16 protein-coding genes and 1 pseudogene are annotated in these 19,081 nt (G+C 74.0%); 12 read left to right on the top strand and 5 right to left on the bottom strand.

The genetic code is table 11. The features are described 5' to 3' along the window. Positions 1-20: 20 nt before the first annotated feature. Positions 21-3,068, top strand: coding sequence for a glycoside hydrolase family 38 C-terminal domain-containing protein (locus tag ABTZ91_RS30605; RefSeq protein WP_352080475.1), 3,048 nt, complete (start codon positions 21-23; stop codon positions 3,066-3,068). Positions 3,069-3,219: 151 nt separating this feature from the next. Here the strand turns inward: ABTZ91_RS30605 and ABTZ91_RS30610 are convergent, their stop codons facing one another. Together ABTZ91_RS30610 and ABTZ91_RS30615 are read right to left on the bottom strand one after the other, a co-directional pair. After that, the gene (locus ABTZ91_RS30610; RefSeq protein ID WP_352080476.1) at positions 3,220-4,149 is read right to left on the bottom strand and encodes a ketopantoate reductase family protein; all 930 of its coding nucleotides are present in this window, start codon (positions 4,147-4,149) and stop codon (positions 3,220-3,222) included. Then, positions 4,146-4,700, bottom strand: a complete 555-nt coding sequence (locus ABTZ91_RS30615) for a helix-turn-helix domain-containing protein (RefSeq protein WP_352080477.1) — start codon at positions 4,698-4,700, stop codon at positions 4,146-4,148. Before ABTZ91_RS30615 ends, ABTZ91_RS30610 begins: the two co-directional genes overlap by 4 nt. A gap of 89 nt (positions 4,701-4,789) precedes the next feature. Between ABTZ91_RS30615 and ABTZ91_RS30620 the strand changes: the two genes are divergently transcribed. The 3 genes from ABTZ91_RS30620 to ABTZ91_RS30630 all read left to right on the top strand — a co-directional run bounded on the left by ABTZ91_RS30620 (position 4,790) and on the right by ABTZ91_RS30630 (position 8,132). Further along, positions 4,790-6,022, top strand: a complete 1,233-nt coding sequence (locus ABTZ91_RS30620) for an ROK family protein (protein ID WP_352080478.1) — start codon at positions 4,790-4,792, stop codon at positions 6,020-6,022. Positions 6,023-6,594: 572 nt separating this feature from the next. Further along, entirely contained in the window at positions 6,595-7,134 is a 540-nt protein-coding gene (locus tag ABTZ91_RS30625; RefSeq protein ID WP_352080479.1) for a hypothetical protein, read from the top strand. Between the two features lie 125 nt (positions 7,135-7,259). Then, positions 7,260-8,132: an alpha/beta hydrolase gene (locus ABTZ91_RS30630; RefSeq protein WP_352080480.1), complete on the top strand. Its 873-nt coding sequence runs from the start codon at positions 7,260-7,262 to the stop codon at positions 8,130-8,132. Between the two features lie 16 nt (positions 8,133-8,148). Here the strand turns inward: ABTZ91_RS30630 and ABTZ91_RS30635 are convergent, their stop codons facing one another. Beyond that, positions 8,149-9,201: a M23 family metallopeptidase gene (locus ABTZ91_RS30635; protein ID WP_352080481.1), complete on the bottom strand. Its 1,053-nt coding sequence runs from the start codon at positions 9,199-9,201 to the stop codon at positions 8,149-8,151. A gap of 7 nt (positions 9,202-9,208) precedes the next feature. After that, entirely contained in the window at positions 9,209-10,366 is a 1,158-nt protein-coding gene (locus ABTZ91_RS30640) for an SPFH domain-containing protein (RefSeq protein ID WP_407078062.1), read from the bottom strand. A 179-nt stretch (positions 10,367-10,545) separates the two neighbouring features. Between ABTZ91_RS30640 and ABTZ91_RS30645 the strand changes: the two genes are divergently transcribed. Both ABTZ91_RS30645 and ABTZ91_RS30650 read left to right on the top strand, forming a co-directional pair. Then, positions 10,546-11,982 carry a WGR domain-containing protein gene (locus tag ABTZ91_RS30645; protein ID WP_352080482.1) on the top strand — a complete coding sequence of 479 codons (1,437 nt, stop codon included), beginning with the start codon at positions 10,546-10,548 and terminating at the stop codon, positions 11,980-11,982. Further along, complete coding sequence (locus ABTZ91_RS30650) at positions 11,979-12,446, top strand: hypothetical protein (RefSeq protein ID WP_352080483.1); 468 nt, start codon at positions 11,979-11,981, stop codon at positions 12,444-12,446. Before ABTZ91_RS30645 ends, ABTZ91_RS30650 begins: the two co-directional genes overlap by 4 nt. Before the next feature lie 86 nt (positions 12,447-12,532). Here the strand turns inward: ABTZ91_RS30650 and ABTZ91_RS30655 are convergent, their stop codons facing one another. After that, positions 12,533-12,955, bottom strand: coding sequence for a DUF350 domain-containing protein (locus ABTZ91_RS30655; protein WP_345484173.1), 423 nt, complete (start codon positions 12,953-12,955; stop codon positions 12,533-12,535). A 358-nt stretch (positions 12,956-13,313) separates the two neighbouring features. Here ABTZ91_RS30655 and ABTZ91_RS30660 point away from each other — a divergent pair, with 358 nt between their 5' ends. The 6 genes and pseudogenes from ABTZ91_RS30660 to ABTZ91_RS30685 all read left to right on the top strand — a co-directional run bounded on the left by ABTZ91_RS30660 (position 13,314) and on the right by ABTZ91_RS30685 (position 18,957). Then, positions 13,314-13,919: a DoxX family membrane protein gene (locus ABTZ91_RS30660; protein ID WP_352080484.1), complete on the top strand. Its 606-nt coding sequence runs from the start codon at positions 13,314-13,316 to the stop codon at positions 13,917-13,919. A 4-nt stretch (positions 13,920-13,923) separates the two neighbouring features. Then, positions 13,924-14,853 (top strand): NADP-dependent oxidoreductase, encoded by a 930-nt coding sequence (locus tag ABTZ91_RS30665; RefSeq protein WP_352080485.1) that lies wholly within the window; start codon positions 13,924-13,926, stop codon positions 14,851-14,853. A gap of 107 nt (positions 14,854-14,960) precedes the next feature. Then, on the top strand, positions 14,961-15,872 hold the full coding sequence (gene opcA, locus ABTZ91_RS30670; RefSeq protein ID WP_352080486.1) for a glucose-6-phosphate dehydrogenase assembly protein OpcA: 912 nt from the start codon (positions 14,961-14,963) through the stop codon (positions 15,870-15,872). Positions 15,873-16,378: 506 nt separating this feature from the next. Beyond that, positions 16,379-16,576: pseudogene (locus tag ABTZ91_RS30675) on the top strand (DUF4158 domain-containing protein); the annotation flags it as partial. 271 nt (positions 16,577-16,847) lie between these two features. Further along, on the top strand, positions 16,848-17,093 hold the full coding sequence (locus ABTZ91_RS30680) for a Tn3 family transposase (protein ID WP_352080487.1): 246 nt from the start codon (positions 16,848-16,850) through the stop codon (positions 17,091-17,093). A gap of 385 nt (positions 17,094-17,478) precedes the next feature. Further along, positions 17,479-18,957, top strand: coding sequence for an MFS transporter (locus ABTZ91_RS30685; RefSeq protein WP_352080488.1), 1,479 nt, complete (start codon positions 17,479-17,481; stop codon positions 18,955-18,957). Positions 18,958-19,081 lie beyond the last annotated feature (124 nt).

The following is a 19,081-nucleotide window of genomic DNA, read 5'->3' on the forward strand; positions in this document are numbered from 1 at the left end:
CGCGCCCCGGAGAGTTCCGCATGCATGACGACCGCAGCCTCGTCGAGTCCCGTCTCAAGCGGGTCCTCGACGAGCGGATCCGCCCCGCCGTGTACCCCGCCTCCGTTCCGCTCCAGGTGGGCATCTGGACCGCCCCGGGCGAACCCGTTCCCGTCGCCGAGGGCCTCGCCGCGCCCCGTACCCCGATCGCCGTCGGGGACGCGTGGGGCGCCCCGTGGGGCACCAGCTGGCTCACCGTCTCCGGCACCGTGCCCGAGGAGTGGGCGGGCCGCACCGTCGAGGCCCTGATCGACCTCGGCTTCGACGCCAACATGCCGGGCTTCCAGTGCGAGGGCCTGGTCTACCGCCCCGACGGCAGCCCCGTGAAGGGCCTCAACCCGCGCAACCAGTGGGTGCGGATCGCCTCCCCGGCGGTCGGCGGCGAGGAGGTGCTGCTGCACGTCGAGGCCGCGTCCAACCCGGTCATCCTCGACTACCACCCCTTCCTGCCCACCGAGCTCGGCGACAAGGACACCGCCGGCGACCGGCCGCAGTACCGGCTCGCCCGCATGGACCTCGCCGTCTTCGACGAGACGGTCTGGGACCTCGTCGCCGACCTGGAGGTGCTCGGCGAGCTCATGGCCGAACTCCCCGTCGAGGGCGCCCGCCGCTGGGACGTCCTGCGCGCCGTCGAACGGGCCCTCGACGCGATCGACCTCCAGGACGTGGGCGGCACCGCCGCCCGGGCCCGCGCCGAACTGGCCGGCATCCTCGCCTCTCCCGCGGAACCCTCCGCCCACCGCATCAGCGCCGTCGGCCACGCCCACATCGACTCGGCCTGGCTCTGGCCGCTGCGCGAGACCGTGCGCAAGGTGGCGCGCACCACCGCCAACATGACCGCCCTCCTGGAGGACGAGCCCGACTTCGTCTACACGATGTCGCAGGCCCAGCAGTACGCCTGGATCAAGGAGCACCGGCCCGAGGTGTACGCCCGGGTGAAGAAGGCGGTCGCCGAGGGCCGCTTCGTCCCGGCCGGCGGCATGTGGGTCGAGTCCGACACCAACATGCCCTCGTCGGAGGCGATGGCCCGGCAGTTCGTCCACGGCAAGCGTTTCTTCCTCGACGAGTTCGGGATCGAGAACCAGGAGGCGTGGCTGCCCGACACCTTCGGTTTCGCCGGCGGCCTTCCGCAGATCATCAAGGAGGCCGGATCGAAGTGGCTCCTCACCCAGAAGATCTCCTGGAGCCAGGTCAACTCCTTCCCGCACCACACCTTCCGGTGGGAGGGCATCGACGGCACTCGGATCTTCACCCACTTCCCGCCGATCGACACCTACAACTGTTCCATGCAGGGCAAGGAGATCGCCCACGCCGTACGGAACTTCAAGGACAAGGGCCGCGCCTCGCACTCCATCGCCCCCACCGGCTGGGGTGACGGGGGCGGCGGCACCACCCGCGAGATGATCGCCAAGGCGGCGAGGATGCGCGACCTGGAGGGCTCGGCCCGGGTGCGCTGGGAACGGCCCGCCGACTTCTTCGCCAAGGCCCAGGCCGAGTACCCCGAACCTCCCGTGTGGGTCGGTGAGTTGTACCTGGAGCTGCACCGGGCGACGCTGACCAGCCAGGCCCGCACCAAGCAGGGCAACCGGGCGAGCGAGAACCTGCTGCGCGAGGCCGAACTGTGGGCCGCCACCGCCGCCGTACGGACCGGACTGCCCTACCCGTACGAGGAGTTGGACCGCATCTGGAAGACGGTGCTGCTCCACCAGTTCCACGACATCCTGCCCGGCTCGTCGATCGCCTGGGTGCACCGGGAGGCCGAACGCACCTACGCCGCCGTCGCCGAGGGGCTGACCGGGATCGTCGACCGGGCCCAGCGCGCCCTCGCGGGCCAGGGGGACGCCGAGGTGGTCTTCAACGGCGCCCCGCACGCCCGCGCCGGAGTGCCCGCGGGCGGTGCCCGCCGAGCCGACGCGCTGCCGGACGCCGCACTGCCTGCCGCCGACGGCCGCTGCACCGTGGAGCCCGCCGACGGCGGCGGCCACGTCCTCGACAACGGACTGCTCCGGGTCACCGTCGACGCCCGGGGGCTCGTCGTCTCCGTCGTCGACCTCGACACCGGGCGGGAGACGATCGCCCCCGGTGCCGCCGCCAACCTGCTCCAGCTCCACCCCGACTTCCCCAACATGTGGGACGCCTGGGACGTCGACCGCTTCTACCGCAACACGGTCACCGACCTCACCGCCCTCGACGAGCTGACCGTCGCCGTCGACACCCCGCAGGCCGCGGCCGTCCGCGTCACCCGCTCCTTCGGCTCCTCCACGGCCGTCCAGACCCTCACCCTCACCGCCGGCGCCAAGCGGCTCGACCTGGACACCGAGGTCGACTGGCACGAGACCGAGAAGTTCCTCAAGCTCGCCTTCCCGCTCGACCTGCACACCGACCGGTACGCCGCCGAGACCCAGTTCGGCCACCTGCACCGCCCCACCCACACCAACACCAGCTGGGAGGCCGCCAAGTTCGAGGCGTGCAACCACCGGTTCACGCACTTCGAGGAGCCCGGCTGGGGTGTCGCCCTCGTCACCGCCTCGACGTACGGCCACGACGTCACCCGGACCGTACGGCCCGAGGACCACGGCACCACGACCACCGTGCGGGCCTCGCTGCTGCGCGCGCCCCGCTTCCCCGACCCGCACACCGACCAGGGCCTCCACCGCTTCCGGCACGCCCTCGTGCCCGGCGCGGACATCGGCGACGCGGTCCGCGAGGGCTACCGGATCAACCTGCCCGAGCGGCGCGTGCCCGGCGGCGCCGACGTGGCGCCTCTGGTGACCGTGGACGACGACGGCGTCGTCGTCAGCGCCGTCAAACTGGCCGACGACGGCAGCGGCGACGTCGTGGTCCGCCTCTACGAGTCGCGCGGCGGCCGCGCCCGCACCCGCCTCACCGCCGGCTTCCCGCTCGCCGCCGCCCGCGCCTGCGACCTCCTGGAACGCCCCCGGGAGGGCGCGCTCCCGGTCCAGGCCGACGGCGTGGCGGTCGACCTGCGGCCGTTCCAGCTGGTCACCCTGCGCCTGACCCGCGCCTGACCCGCCGCCGACGGGTGTCAGGACCTGCCGCGCCCCCTGGTGAGCCGCCCGGCGGCCCGCTCAGGCGCCGCTGACGGCCAGGAAACCCGCTACGGGCCTACGGGGCGCGGGGGCCTTGCGAGCCTTGCTGGGCCTGCGGGGCTTGCGGGCCTCAGGCGGTGACCCGGGCCTGGTGGATCCTCAGGTGCAGGGTCGCCAGGTCCAGCAGGGGCGTGGGCACGCCCAGCGCGCGGGCCCGCGCCGTCAGGTCCCCGAAGAGGTGCTCCACCTCGGTGGGCCGGCCCGCCGTGAGGTCCCGGTAGAGCGAGGGCACCAGCGGCGACCCGGCGGCCGTCACCACGTCCAGGCTCGCCTGCCGCTCCGACTCCGGTACGGGGTGGCCGGCGGCGGCCGACACGGCGGCCGCCTCCTCCAGCAGGGCGGTCGCCAGCTCCGTACCGCCCGGCACCGCGTTGACCTCGCCGACCGTGCCCCGCATCAAAGCCGTCAGGGCGCCGATCGTCGTGATGAAGACCCACTTGTGCCACAGGGCGGTGAGGATGTCGGCCGGCACGCGCGCGTCGATGCCCGCGTCGGCGAGCACCTTCCGTATCGCCTCCACGCGCGGCGTGACGGTGCCGTCCCGCTCGCCGAGCGCGAGCTGCGCCAGCGGGGCGAGCCGCAGGATGTCGCCGTCGTCGTCGAGGGTCGTGACGACCTTCGCGACGCCGCCGAGCACCCGCTCCGCACCGAAGCGGGCGGCGAGCGCTTCCATGTGGGCGAGACCGTTGAGCTGCGGCACGATCGCCGTGTCCGGACCGACGGCCGGGGCGACGTCGTCCATGGCGGCCTCCAGGGCGGTCGCCTTCACCGAGAGCAGCACCAGGTCGTACGGCGTGGGCGCGGCCGCCAGCTCGTCCGCGGTGACGAGCGCGGGGTCGAGCCGCCACACCTCGTCCCTGCCCACGACCCGCAGGCCCCGCCGGCGCAGCGCCTCGGCGCGCCCGGGCCGGACGAGGAAGGTGACGTCCTGTCCGGCGCGGGCGAGCATGGCTCCGAAGTAGCCACCGGTGGCACCGGCGCCGACGACGAGGATCCTCATGGCTGTACGACCTCTCTCTGGGCGGAGTGGGGGAGGAGCGGGGTGAGCAGCCGGTGCGGCCGGGCCAGTGCCACGGTCACCGGATCGGCGTCCGGACCGGCGGGGGCGGCCCCCGGGCCCGGGGTGACGACGAGGTCGCCCACCGGGACGACCGTGCCGCAGCCCGTGCAGGCGCCGTCGGCCGGAACCGGGGCGTCGTCGGCGGCGTGCCGGTAGAGGCGGCGCGGGCCGCCGTCCGCCGGATAGAAGCGGTCGCCCCACTCGGTGAGCGCGCGGACGGCCGGCCACAGGGCGACGCCCTTGGCGGTGAGCCCGTACACCTCGCGACGGCCGGTGTCGGGGCGGCGCTCCAGGACGCCGGCCCCGGTGAGGGTCGCGAGGCGGTCGGTGAGCACGGCACGCGGCACGGACAGGTGCGCGGCGAACTCGCCGAAACGGCGGACCCCGTGGAAGGCGTCCCGCACGATCAGCAGCGTCCAGCGCTCACCGACGATCTCCATCGAGCGGGACAGGGCGCAGCTCTGCCCGCTGTAGTCGCGCGGAAGTGTCATGGACAGACCCTATCCCAAAGAGTTCGGTCACCGAACTGTTCGTTGGCGCACGGGCCGTGCCGCCGCTCTCCGGTTAGGCTCTGCCCACGATGACCAGTCCGCGACGCCCCCAGCAGCCGTCGGCCCCCAAGGCCGACAGGACGGGCGTGCGCCGGCACAACCTGAGCCTGGTGCTGCGCACCGTGCACGAGAGCGGCGAGACGACCCGCGCCGCCGTCGCCGCCCGCGTCGGCCTCACCCGCGCGGCCGTCTCCTCGCTGGTCGAACAGCTCCTGGAACTCGGGGTCCTCGTCGAGTCCGGCAAGACCTTCAGCGGCCAGGCGGGCCGCCCCGGCACCGTCCTGCGGCCCGCCCCCACCGGACCCGCCGGACTCGGCGTCGAGCTCAACGTCGACTACGTCAGCGTGTGCGTCGCCGACCTCACCGGCGCCGACCGGGTCCGCCGCACCGTACGGCTCGACAACCGCGCCCTCGCCCCGGTCGAGGTGCTGCGGCGCGCCGCCGGCATCGCCGCCGAGGTGCTCGCGGAAGCCGCCGAACGAGACCTCAGGCCCGTCGGCGTACGGCTCGCGCTGCCCGGCCTGGTCTCCGCCGGCACCGTCCAGCAGGCCCCCAACCTCGGCTGGAACCGGGTCGACGCGGACGCCCTCTTCGCCCGCGCGCTGCGCGCCGCCCGGCCCTCCGGCGCTCCGGCCCTGCCCGTCGCCTCCGACAACGAGGCCAATGTCGCCGCCCTCGCCGAGCTGTGGTTCGGCGACCTCGGCGACATCCGCAGCTTCCTGCACGTCACCGGCGAGATCGGCGTCGGCGGCGCCCTGGTCCTCGGCGGCGAACTCCTGCGCGGGGCCCACGGCTTCGCCGGCGAGATCGGCCACCTCACCGTCGTCCCCGACGGCCCGCGCTGCCGCTGCGGCTCGAACGGCTGCCTCGAACGGTACGCGGGCCAGGCCGCGTTGCTGCGCGCCGCCGGGGCGTCCGGGGTCGACGCCCTCGTGCGGCGCGCGGAGGAGGGCGAGGCCCGGACCCTCGCCGCGCTCGACCAGGCCGGCCGGATGCTCGGCGTCGCCGTCTCCGGCGCCGTCAACCTGCTCGACCCGCAGGCCGTGGTCCTCGGCGGCATCTACCCCCGCCTGATGCGCTGGCTCGGCCCGGCCGCGGAGGCGGAGCTGGCCGTGCGGGTCGTCTCCGGCCTCTGGACCCCCGCCAAGGGACGCCTGCGTGCCGCCACCGGCACGGCCGACGCGGCCCGGGGCGCCGCCGCCCTGGTGGTCCGCGACATCCTGGCCGACCCGCAGGCGTACGGCGGACGGCCCCCGGCCTGAGCCCGTCCTGCTCGCCGTCCGCGTGCGGGCTGACCCACTGTCGGCGGGCGGCTGGGCCACGGTCGGCGGGCGGCTGAGCCTCCGTCGGCGGGTGTCCGGCTCACCGTCGGCGGGCGGCTGAAGGTCCGTCGGTGTGAGGAACGGGCGCCACGGCCTGCCCGTATGCGCGCGGGGCCTGGAACGCGGCGCGACCTCGCGGGGACGCGGGTACGCCCACGCGAGGAGCGCCGCCCGGTCCCCTCGGTCTGGCCTGAAACCGCCGGTCGCCCGCCGTGGCGCCGCGCGAGGACGTCGGACGGAATACCCAACTCCGGGCCGGCGAAGGTGAGTTGGCAGCCCGTACGGGCGCCGTCGCCCGCGGATCCGCCGGAGAGTCACGACATCCGCCAAGCCTTCCTCGCCACGCCTGCACACCTGGGGCGTCTCCCTGGAAGTCGGCTGACACGCGGCCGTGCCGCCGTACGGACCCCGTGTGGAACGCGTACGGAACCCGTACGGAACCCTGGCGACGGCACGGCCGTCCCGCCTCGGAGCGCACACCAGTCGTGCGTCTGGCGAACGGACGGGATGCCATGACAGACCAGCTCGACACGCGGCAGAGAAGGACCGCGCACCGCGGCGTGGCGGCCGTGGTGGGAATCCTGCTCCTCGCGGGGCTCACCGGCTGCGGGTCGCTCGCCGGCGAGTCCTCGGCGGACCGGACGCCGAAGACGGTCTCCGCTCAGGGGACGACGACCGGGACGGCCGGGAACCCCGAGACGCCGCCCCGGATGATCCTGCGCGGAAAGGACGACCCGACGGCCGCCCTGCTGGGGCTCCTGGCGGGAACGCTGGTGGTCACGGACACGAACTGCGTGGCCGTGAGGTCGGACACCGACGGAACGACCGTCGCCCTCACCTGGGGACACGGCTGGACGACCCGGATCCAGGGCGGTGCGGCCGTCGTCCACGACCCGCGCGGAAAGGTCTTCGCGAGGGAGGGCGACAAGGTGAGCCTGGGCGGAGGGGCGTCCTCCCGGTACGCCGACCACCCGTGCGCCGGACCCAGCGTGTTCGCGGTCAACGACGCACCCACCGACCGGGCGACCCGCACCGGGGTCACGACGACCTGACGCCCCGGCGCCGTGACGGGCATCACCACCGGACAGTGGTGTTCGGCAATGCCGAACGCCGCTACGGTGGCGGCGGCGCCCCCGGGTCGGGACCGCGGGCCCGGCACGCGTTCCAGGAGGCATTCGTGTTCACCTTCACCTCGCAGGACGGCGTCGAGATCCACGTCCACGCGTGGCAGCCGGCCGGTCCGGCCCGCGGCATCGTGCAGATCGCCCACGGCATGGGCGAGCACGCCGGCCGCTACACCCCGCTCGCCGAGCACCTGGCCGGCCTCGGCTACGCCGTCTACGCGGGCGACCACCGCGGCCACGGCCTGTCCATGCACGCCGGCCCCGGCCACCTCGGTGCCGACGGCTGGAACCTCCTCGTCGCCGACATCGCCGCCCTCACCCGGATCGCCCGCGAGCGCCACCCCGGCCTCCCGGTGATCCTGCTCGGCCACAGCATGGGCTCCTTCGCCGCCCAGCAGTACCTCCTCGACCACGCCGCGCTCGTCGACGGCGTGGCCCTCTCCGGCACCACCGCCGTCGACCGCCTCCTCGGCGCCCTGCTGGACCCCGCAGGGCGGACCGAGGAGGGCGGAAGCGAGGGCGGCGGCGCCTTCGCCGCCTTCAACGAGGCCTTCGAGCCCGCCCGTACGGAGGCCGACTGGCTCAGCCGGGACGAGGAACAGGTCGACCTCTATCTCGCCGACCCCCTGTGCGGCTTCACCGCCGACGGCCAGGCCATGGCCGACATGGCGGCCGGAGCCGGCCGGCTGACCGACCCGCGCGGCATCCCCGCCGACCTCCCGCTCTACGTCATGGTCGGGGACCACGACCCCCTCAACGGCCGCCTCGCCCTGTCCGACCTGCTGGTCTCCCGCTACCGCGCCGCCGGCCTCACCGACGTCACGTACCGCACCTACGCCGGAGCCCGCCACGAGGTGCTCAACGAGACCAACCGGGACGAGGTCGTCGCCGACCTGACCGCCTGGATCGAGCGCGTGGCGGGCTGACCCGCGAGCTCCGCGCTCAGACCCGCACCCCGTGCCCGCGCAGATACGCCAGCGGGTCGACGTCCGAGCCGAAGTACGGCGTCGTTCGCACCTCGAAGTGCAGGTGCGGGCCCGTCACCCGGCCCGTCGCACCCGACAGGGCGATGCGCCGGCCGGCCGGCACGCTCTGCCCCACCGACACGTCGATGCGGGACAGATGGGCGTACTGCGTGTAGCGGCCGTCGCCGTGCCGGATCACCACCTCGTAGCCGTAACTGCCGCCGTAGCCCGCGCGCACCACCCGCCCGGGTCCCGCCGCGCGGACCGTCGTGCCCGACGGCACCGCGAAGTCCTGCCCCGTGTGATAGCCCTTCGACCAGGTGCCGCGCTGGCCGTAGAAGCCGGTGAAGACGTACGAGGAGACGGGCGCCGTCCAGCCCCTGGTCATCGGGACCGCCCCTGAACCCGCGCGCGTGCCCCCGCTCTTCGACGTCCCGCCCTTGGACGTCCCGCCCTTGGAGGTCCCGATCTTGGACGTCCCGCTCTTCGACGTCCCGCCCTTGGACGTCCCGCTCGTGTCCGCGCCGCCGGAGCCCCTGGCCTTCGCGCCCGTACGCCGTTCGTACGTCGCCCGGTGACTGGTCCAGTACCAGTGACCGCCGCTCCGGTACCAGTACACGCGGTCCCGCGCGTCCCACCCCTGGTGGCCACGGAACACCGGCTCGCCGGTGCGGCGGGCGGGGGAGGAAGCCGGCCGGCCCCTCGCGGCGCCGGTCCGCTGGACGTACGTGGCGTGGTGACTGGTCCAGCGCCACTGGCCGGTCTCGTTCCTGAACCAGTAGCGGGAGCCGTCCCAGCCCGCGTGCGAGGGCGCCGGTTCGGCGGACGCCGGGCCCGCGGCGGTGCCCGCGAGGGCCACCGCGCCGACGGCGGCGACGACGGCGCGGCGTACGCCCCGCAGCCCGGCCTGACCGCCGCCGTGCTCCGCGCGCGCCGCGGCCCCGGCGGCCGCGCACCCCACGCAGCCGCAGCCGCCGTCGGGTATGACATCGGTGAAACCGGGAATCTCCAGACCGGTCGTCTCCACCATTGCCTCATTACTCCTGACTCTGTTCGGACAGTCCGCCACGCCGGGTGCAGAAGGCCACGGTCAGATCCCTGACCAGGGCCTGGCGTTCGAAGTCGTCCAGCTCGACGAGCCCACGGCTCGTCAGCCGGGTCACCGTGTCGTCCACGGCGTCGATCACACTCGTCAGCACCGCCTCCCGGTGCTTCGCGTCGAGCGCCGCGATCTGCCGCCGCCGCATCGCCGCGGCCACTTCCGGCGCGTACTCGATGCGCGTCGGCTGCGCCGAGAAGACCGCGACGCCGACCGGCCGGCACTCCGCCGCCAGCAGCCGGGTCAGCCGGTCGCCGACCGCCTCCGCGTCCCGCAGGGAGGGCCCGTCGTCCCGGAACGCGTCCGCCGGCAGCTGCGACAGGACCCGTGCCGTGGCGGCCTCCACCTGCTCCCGCAGGTACTCCAGATGGTCGTCCACGGCCAGCAGTGCCCGCGCCGTGTCCCGCACCGACCAGACCACCAGGACCACGACCCGCAGGGCCGCTCCCTCCGCGTCGACCACGGCGATCGGCTCGCTGCGCCAGTGCCGCAGCCGTACGTCGATCCGCCGCCGCAGCACGAACGGGCTGATCCACACGAGGCCGGTGCGCCGGACACTGCCCCGGTAGCGGCCGAAGAGCGTCAGCACCCACGCGCTGCCGGTGCGGCCCCGGGTGAGACCGCCGAGCGCGACCACGGCGACCACGGCGCAGCCGGCGAGCGCCGCCCACTCCCAGGGCGGCAGGTGGACCGAGCGCAGCGGCCGGGCCCGCCACAGCAGCGCGGCCGCCGCGCCGAGCGCCGTGAGGGCGAGAAGGACGGCGCTCCAGCCCGGCAGGGCGGGGCCCGGCCGCTCCGCGAGCTCGGGCTCCTCGGGCGGCGGCCGGAGCGGGAGGGCGGGCGGTGCCGGTCTTTCCCGTACCGGTCTCTCCCGTGCCGGCCGTTCCCCGGTGGGCCGTTCCCCGGTGGGCCGTTCTCCCGTGGGCCGTTCTCCGGTCGGCCGTTCTCCGGTCGGCCGGGGGACGGCCGGCAGGGTCGTGGTCGATGCCGCCGCCGGCGTTGCCGCGGGCTCGGCCCGGAACAGGTCGTCCATCGGTATGCCGTCCGCGTGAAAGCGCACGCGTACGGGCAGGGGCCGCTTCTGTCGCTCGCTCATGAGGCCCTTCCGGCCGTCCCTCGACGAGGTGACGACGAGTCGGATGATCTTCGGAAACCATCGTCACAAGGGTTAATGTCCCAAATGCCGCGACGAAGGTCCCGAATCGCGCGGACTTTGGTCCCTGCCCGCAGCCGGCCCGAGGGGCGTTGTCAGTGGCTCCCCCTACCGTTCTCGACATGACGACGAAGACCTATCTCGAGCTGTCCCAGGACGGCGGCGGCGCGCACAAGTTCTACGAAGTGACGGTCAGCGGCACGGTGGTGTCGGTCCGTTACGGGCGGATCGGCGCGGCCGGCCAGACCCAGACCTCGACCTTCGCGACGGTCGAGAAGGCCCAGGCGGCGGCCGCGAAGAAGATAGGCGAGAAGGTCCGCAAGGGATACGCGCCGGCGGTCCAGGGACAGCGCGCCCCGCGCGCCGTGACCCGCCGCGCGGTCAGCTCCGCGCCCTCCACGGCCCGTTCGGTCGCCCCCGTCCTGTGGCGCTTCCGCACCGGCTCCGCGGCCTTCGGCATCCACGTCGACGACGAGCGCTGCTGGGTCGGCAACCAGGCGGGCGAGGTCTTCACCCTCGGCCACAGCGGCGAGGTCCAGGCCCGCTTCAGCCTGCCCGACGGCGTCAAGTGCCTGGTCGCCGACGACTTCTGGATCTACGCGGGCTGCGACGACGGCCGGGTCTACGACCTGTCGTCCAAACTCCCCTTCGCCGCCTACGACATCGCCGCCGACGTCGACATCTTCTGGCTCGACATCCACGAGGGCGTGCTGAACGTGGCCGACCGCTCCGGCCGGCTCACCGTCATCGACCACGAGGACGAGCACCAGTGGGCGCGCTCCGGCCCCGGCGAGCACGCCTGGATGGTCCGCGCCGACTCCCACGCCGTCTACTACGGGGACAGTCGGGGCGTCACCGCCTACGCCCCCGACGGCGGCGGCGAGCTCTGGCACACCGCCGCCGACGGCGGGGTGCTCTTCGGCTGGCAGGAGGACGCCTCCGTCTACGCGGGCACGGCCCGCCGCAAGGTGCACCGCCTCGCCAAGGAGGACGGCCGGACCGAGGCGGTCTACGGCTGCGACAGCCCCGTCTACTCCTGCGCGACCTCGCCCGGCGGCCGGTTCGTCTTCGCCGGCGACAACGCCTCGTCCGTCTACTGCTTCGCCGAGGACGGCACCCGGCTGTGGAAGCTGGGCACGGGCGGCGGTTCCGCCCTCTCCATGCAGTACCGCGACGAGCGGCTGTATCTGGTGACCACGGACGGCTCACTGCTGTGCGTGGACGCGAGTGAGGCGGCCATCGCCGCCGCACAGCAGGGCACCGTCCCGGTCGCCCAGGACATCAAGCTCGCCGCCGCGCTCCCCACCTACGCCCCGGCGACCACCGTCGCCGCCGTCGACGCGGTCCGTGCCGTCCCGGCCGGCTCGGTCGTCGTCGAATGTGTCCAGGAGGGCGGCAGGACCCGCGTCCACGTGGTGACCGAAGGCTACGAGCGCGGGTGGAACGTGCAGTTCCCGCGCGCGATCCGGGAGCCCGGCGCACGCTATGTGGTCGACGCCCTGCACCCGGCCTCCGGCGGCTTCTACCGGGTCCGCGGCGACATCCGGCGGCTGCTGTGAGCGGCGGCTTCGACGCGGCCACGGGGGACGGGCCGCCGCTGCCGGCGGGCGAGGCGGAACAGCGTTCCCGTGAGGTGCGGGCCGCGTACGAAGGACTGCTGCAGATCCGCCGTCTGACCAACCGCCAGGGCGGCGACCCCGCCGCCCGGCCCGCCGAGTGGGAGCGCCTCCGGCCGGTCCGGGCGGTGGCCCTGGCCCTGGAGGCGGCCAGGCAGCCCCCGTCGGCGGTCGACGCCTCCGGCGCCCGTGTCGCCACCGGCTACCGCGTCACACCGGGCGAACGCCCCGGCACCGCGGTCGTCGAATGGCTCGGCCCGCCCGGCTCCGGCGCCGCCCGGCAGGAAGAGGCCGCCCTCACCGCCTGCGCCGACGCCCTCACGCGCCTTGGCTGGGACGCCCTCCTCTACCGCGGCCCCCGTCACCGCCGCTTCCTGGAGGTGGAGCCGGCCGGCCCGCCGGGCTGAGCCCGGCCCGGCTCGCCGGGGCTCGGCCGGCCGCCACCCGCGACTCCTCCGCGCTGCCGGGGCCGCAGAACGCCTGGGCGGCCGGCTCAGGCGATGGAGGCGGACATGACCGCCGCCACCGCGAGGTTGCAGGAGGCCGTCACCCACACCGCCGGGTGCGGCTCCGGGTCGACCAGCGTCTTGCCCAGCTTGCCGGGCGTGACCAGGTCCACCACCCAGAACGCCACCGCCATCATCGCGAGCCCGAGCAGCCCGAACGCGGCCGTGGACACCAGGCCCTTGCCGAAGTCCTCGTACGTCGTCCAGATCGAGGTGAAGACGATGCCGCCGATGCCGAGGAGCGCGGAGCTCAGCAGGACCGCAGCATTGCGGTTGCGGTCCTCCCAGATCTGCCGGCCGAGCTTGCCGGGCGTCAGGAGGTCGACCAGGACGATGCCGAGGATCAGCAGGACGACGCCGAGGGCGCCGTAGGCCGCCGTCCGGCCCAGGCCGTTGACGATGTCGGTCATGGAATGACGGCTCCGGAGGGAAGTGATCGTGAACGATCGCGGTCAAGGACCGGCAAAATGTAGCGCAAGGGAGCCGGCGCCCCTGCCGGGGGCCTCGCGCCACAGGCCGCGCGGACGCCGGGCGGAAGGCGCTGGGCGCGCGCGTCCACCTGGAACGCCGTCACGAATCCATCGCTCCGGCCGCGATCAGCCGGATCCGGCCCGGCGGGGTCGGTCCACGGCGCGAGCGGCGGGATCGACCGCGTCGCCTGTATGGACGAACAACGCATCGGGTCGAAGGCCCGCACGGCGCAGAGTGGAGGACGACTGTGGAGGGCGCGCACACCCGCCGCGCCCGTGTCCCCTCCGGGAGAACCCCATGACCGCTCTCAACCGCCGCGACCTCGGTCTGCTCGTCCTGCGGGTCGGCACCGGCGCCGTGCTCGCCGCGCACGGGGCCCAGAAACTCTTCGGCTGGTTCGGCGGCGGCGGCATCGAGGGCACCACCCAGGCCATGGAGGCCATGGGCTTCTCACCCGGCCGGCAGAGCGCCGTCGCGGCCGGACTCGGCGAGGCCGGCGGCGGTGCGCTGCTGGCCCTGGGCCTGGCCACGCCGGCGGCCGGCGCGGCCGCGGCCGGCGCGATGGCCGGCGCCGTCTCCGTGCACGCCCCCTCCGGCTTCTTCGCCATGAGCGGCGGCTACGAGTACCCCGCCTTCCTCGGCTTCACCGCGGCCGCCATCGGCGTCACCGGCGCGGGCCGCTACTCCCTCGACCACGCCACCGGACACGTACTCGACCGGCCCTGGGTGGTCGCCACCGCCTTCATCGGCACCGCGCTCGCCGCCGCGGCCGTCGTCGGCCGCCGCGCCCAGGCGATCGCCGCCCCGCCCGAACAGGACGCCGGACCGGGCCCCGGCCAGGCGCCTTCCGCGTCCGGCGAACCCGAGCCCGAACACGGCGCCGCCCGCGAGACGGAGGGCTGACCCCATGCAGGCCATGGCCATGCCGGCGTACGGGGGCCCCGAGAAGCTCACCCTCACCGAACTGCCCGAGCCCAAGGTCGCCCCCGGCGAGGTCCTGGTGCGCATCGAGGCGGCGGGAGTCAACCCCGTCGACTGGAAGCTCGCCGCCGGCGGACTCGACCCCATCATGGTCGCCCACTTCCCCATGATCCCCGGCTGGGACATCGCCGGGGTCGTGGCCGGCAACGGCCTCGACTCACCCGAATTCGCCCCCGGCGACGAGGTGTTCGGCTACATCCGCAAGGACAGCGCCGAGCACGGCGGTTACGCGGAACGCGTGGCCGTCCCCGTGCGCATGCTGGCCCGCAAACCGCGCTCCCTGAGCTGGGCGCAGGCGGCGGGCCTCCCGCTCGCCGGGCTCACCGCCCTGCAGGCCGCCGACCGCGTCGGCGCGGGCGCCGGCGACACCGTGCTCGTGCACGCCGCCGCAGGGGGAGTGGGCTCCCTCGCCACCCAGATCCTCGTGGCCCGCGAGGCCCGCGTGATCGGCACCGCGAGCCCCGCCAACCACGACTTCCTGCGCGGCCTCGGCGCCGAACCCGTCGCGTACGGACCAGGTCTCGCCGACCGCGTCCGGGAGCTCGCCCCCGACGGCGTCGACGTCGCGCTCGACTTCGTCGGCGGCGAGTCCGTGGACGTCTCCCTGGAACTGCTGCGCACCCCGGAGCGCCTGGTCTCCGTCGCCGACCACCGGGCCGCCGCCCTCGGCGGCCACTACGTGTGGGTACGGCCCGACGGCATGGGCCTGGCCACCCTCGCCGCGCTCGCCGACGAGGGCCGGCTCACCGTCTTCGTCGAGAAGGTCCTGCCGCTGCGGGAGGCCGCGGAGGCGTGGCGCCTGAACAGCGAAGGGCATACGCGGGGCAAGCTCGTCCTCTCGCTCGGCGAGTCCTGAGCGCCCGCATACCCTGGGGGAAGATCCGGAGCCGATCCGGTGCTACGGGGAGAGCAGGGGGAGAGCCGCGACATGCGCGCACGTGACGGAAGGAACCGGTGCCGGTCATGAAGATCGACCTCACGGACACCAACTCCAGCAAGATCAACAAGGCGATCCTGCAGGGCCGCCGTGCGGTCGGCACCCCGGCCGTCGGCATGGTCCTCACCCTTGTCGTCGTCACCGACGAGGAGAACGCCTACGACTCCGTGAGAGCCGCCAACGAGGCCTCGCGCGAGCACCCTTCCCGCACCCTGGTCGTCATCAAGCGCCACGCCCGCTCCCCGCGCGCCCGCAACGAGCCCCGCCTCGACGCCGAGGTCCGCGTCGGCACCGACGCGGGCGCGGGCGAGACCGTGCTGCTGCGCCTGCACGGCGAAGTCGCCCGACGCGCCGACTCCGTCGTCCTGCCACTGCTGCTGCCCGACGCGCCCGTCGTCGTCTGGTGGCCGGTCGACGCCCCCGACGTGCCCTCCCGCGACCCGCTGGGCGCCCTCGCCCAGCGCCGCATCACCGACGCGTACGCCGTCGAGGACCCGATCGGCGCGCTCGCGACCCGCGCCGCGGCCTACGCCCCCGGCGACACGGACCTCGCCTGGACCCGGCTCACCCCGTGGCGCTCGCTGCTCGCCGCCGCCCTCGACCAGGCCCGTACGACGGTGACCTCGGCCGCGGTCGAGAGCGAGGCGGAGAACCCCAGCGCGGAACTCCTCGCCCGCTGGTTCGAGCAGCGCCTCGACGTCCCCGTCGAACGGGTCGTCACTGACGGTCCCGTCGTCACGGCCGTCCGCATGGGCACCCCCGACGGGGAGATCCGCATCGACCGCCCCGAGGGCCCGGTGGCCCACCTCGCCATCCCGGGCCAGCCGAGCCGCGTCATGGCCCTCAAGGTCCGCACCACCGCCGAACTCATCGCCGAGGAGCTGCGCCGCCTGGACCCCGACGAGGCCTACGAGTCGGCCCTCCGGCACACCCCCTAGGGTTCCCCCTGGCATCCGCCCGTCTTCGAGAGCACCCCGCCGCCCAAGACGATGTCGCCGCCTTTCAGCACCACTCGGTTGCTCGACCCGGGACGGTGTGGTGCGTTCCGCCGGCGGACCGCCGTCGCGCTCTGGGCGAGGCCTGGCGCCCGCCTCGGCCCTGTTCTCCCGAAGCTACGGCGAAGTGACAAGTAGCTCTCTGTGCGGATCTGGGGTGAGCTTGTCAGCGGTTTGGATCTTCTCGTCTCCCTTGTGGGCACGCTGCGCCAGGTTGGTCGGGTCATGACGACCGGGAGGAGGCCGGCGTGCGGCAGGAGTGGGAGCCGGAGGACCTGATCGAGGTCTGGACGCTGCTGGAGGAGGACCAGGAGCGGCTGCGGAACAAGTAGGGGCGAACCGGTTGGGGTTTGCGCTGTTGCTGAAGTTCTTCGAGGTGGAGGCCCGGTTCCCGGAGCGCCGGGGAGGTACCGGTGCCGGCGGTCTCGTACGTCGCCCAGCAGGTGAAGGTGGCGGCGGAGGAGTGGGCTGCGTATGACTGGTCGGGGCGGGCGATCAAGCGGCACCGGATGGAGATCCGGGGAGCGTTCGGCTTCCGTGAGTGCACCGAGGAGGACCAGGCCCAGCTTGCCGAGCGGCTGGCGGTCGAGCTGTGCGGGGTGGAGCTGTCCCGGGACCGGCTGGCGGAGGCGGTGGTGGCCCGGTGCCGCAAGGACCGGCTGGAGCCGCCGGCCCCAGGGCAGATCGCCCGGCTGGTGGGCAAGGCGGTCAACGCCTTCGAGGAGCGGTTCTGCGCGGCCACCGTGGGCCGGCTGTCGGCGGCGACCGGGTCGCGGCTGGACGACCTGATCGCCGAGGACGCCGGCACGGAGGAGAGCGCGGGCGGCGGGGGCACGTCCTTTACCGAGCTGAAGGCCGATCCCGGGGCGTTGGGGCTGGACAGTCTGCTGGCGGAGGTGAACAAGCTCCAGCGCGTTGGTGCACGTCAACACCCTGCTGCTTCAGGACATCCTGAGCGAGGAGAAGTGGCAGAAGCGGCTCACCGACACCGACCGGCGGGCCCTGTCCCCGCTGTTCTGGACCCACGTGAACCCCTACGGCCGGTTCGAGCTGGACATGAACTCCCACCTCGACCTCGCCACCGTGGCGGCCACGGTGCCCGGCCCCCGCACCACCCCCGAGGCGGAAACCGCCCGATCGGCGCCCGCCGCCGGGGCATCGTGAGCGGCACGGACGATGCGCGTGACCGAGGACGACCGGCCGGTCGAATCACGGCCGACCGGAGCAGGGCGGCATCGCGTTGCATGGACGCCGGAGCGGCGCTTACCCTGTTTGGGTTCCGCCTGTGCCCACTCCGGGGCTCGGCGCTGTGATTCGAGGTGACGACTTATCTCCCAGGCCAAGTAGCCGTCCGCAGTTCCCCACGTTCTGATCGTTCGAACGTGTCCGGGGGCGGACGTCGCGCTGGCCTGAGTTGCGTCACCCACCCCCGCATTTCCCTGTCATTATCCGGGTGCAGCTCTGCCGTCTGCCCCGGGTTTCGTGTTTTCCGGCCCCGGCGCGGCTGACGGCAGGGCTCCCCGACTCCGTGAAACAGGAGCCCCACACAGTGCCTTCCCCCGCGCTCGACAGCGAGCCGCAGCACACCACCCCACCCTCAGACCACCCCACACCCGGACTGTCGAAGATGGGCCTGGCGGCCTGGATCGCCCTCCTGGTGCTGCTGGGCGCCGAGCTGATGGACATGATCGACCAGTCGGTCGTCCTGACCGCCCTGCCCGCGATCCAGTCCTCGACCGGCGCCGGACCGGACGCGGTGCAGTGGCTGACCACCGGCTATTCCCTGCCCGTCGCCGTCGGTCTGATCACCGGCGGGCGCCTCGGCGACCTCTACGGCCGGCGAAAGATCCTCCTGATCGGCACCGTCGTGTTCACCACGGCCTCGCTGCTGTGCGGCCTGGCCACCGGGCCGGGCGTGCTGATCGGCGCCCGCGCCCTCCAGGGCGTGGGCGTGGCCATCATGATCCCGCAGATCCTGGCCACCCTCCACGTCACCTTCGACGGGCGCAACCGCAGCAAGGTGTTCGGCCTGTACGGGGCGATCATGTCGCTCGCCAACGTCCTGGGCCCGGTGATGGGCGGCCTGCTCACCGAGGCCGACCTGTTCGGGCTGTCCTGGCGGCCGATCTTCCTGGTCAACGTGCCCGTCGGCCTCGCCGTGCTCCTCCTGGGACGCCGGTTCATCCCCGAGTCGACCGTGAAGAAGGCCGCCCGGCCCGACCTCGCCGGCATGCTGCTGTCCGCGCTGGCCGTCGTGCTGATCGTCTTCCCGCTCAGCGAGGGGCATCTCCATCACTGGCCGCTGTGGTGCTTCGCCATGCTCGCCGCCGGTCTCCTCGTGCTGGGCGTCTTCCTGCGCCATCAGCGGCGCAAGCAGAACAAGGCACCCCTGGTGCCGCTGCCCCTCTTCCGGGGCAGGCAGTTTGCCGGTGGCACGGCCGCGCAACTGGTGCATGGCCTGCTGTGCGGGCTGTTCTTCATGACTTGGACCCTCTACCTCCAGGACGGCCTGGGTATGAGCCCCTTCCACGCGGCCCTGGCCTTCGTGCTGCTCTCCCTGGGAGAGCTGGCCGGCGCGACGCTCGCGGCGAAGAGCGGCGGACGCTTCGCCCGCCGTCTTCCCCAGGCCGGAGCTCTCATCGCGGCCGCCGCGATGGCCGCCTACGGACTCCAGGCAGCCGAAGGCCAGGCAGACCTGTCTCTGCTGGCGATGGCCGCTCCGGTGGTACTGGTCGGGTTCGGACTCGGGATGGTCAGCGGCCCGCTGGCCGACCTGTCGCTGGCCCGCGTCCCGCACGAGAACGCCGGAGCCGCCTCGGGTCTGTTCAACACCGCCATCCACCTGGGCATCGCGCTGGGCACCGCGCTGACCGCCCTGGTGTTCTTCGCCACCACCGGCGGCTCGCCCGACGCCGGAGTCAACCGGGAGGCGTTCGTCACCGTGCTGTGGTGGGTCGGCACCCTCCTCACCCTGATGTGGGGCCTGATGTTCTTCCTTCCCAAGCGCACGAAGAACCGGGCCGGGTAAGCCAGGCCCCCAAGGCGGGGGGGCCCCCCCCGGGCCGCCCCCCCCCCCGCGCCCCCACCGAGTAGTGGGGCGGGACAACAAAGACGCCCCCCCCCCCCCCCCCCCCCCCCCCCCCCCGCGGCCG

It is taken from the genome of Streptomyces sp. NPDC126499 (assembly GCF_040302485.1).
GTDB lineage: Bacteria > Actinomycetota > Actinomycetes > Streptomycetales > Streptomycetaceae > Streptomyces.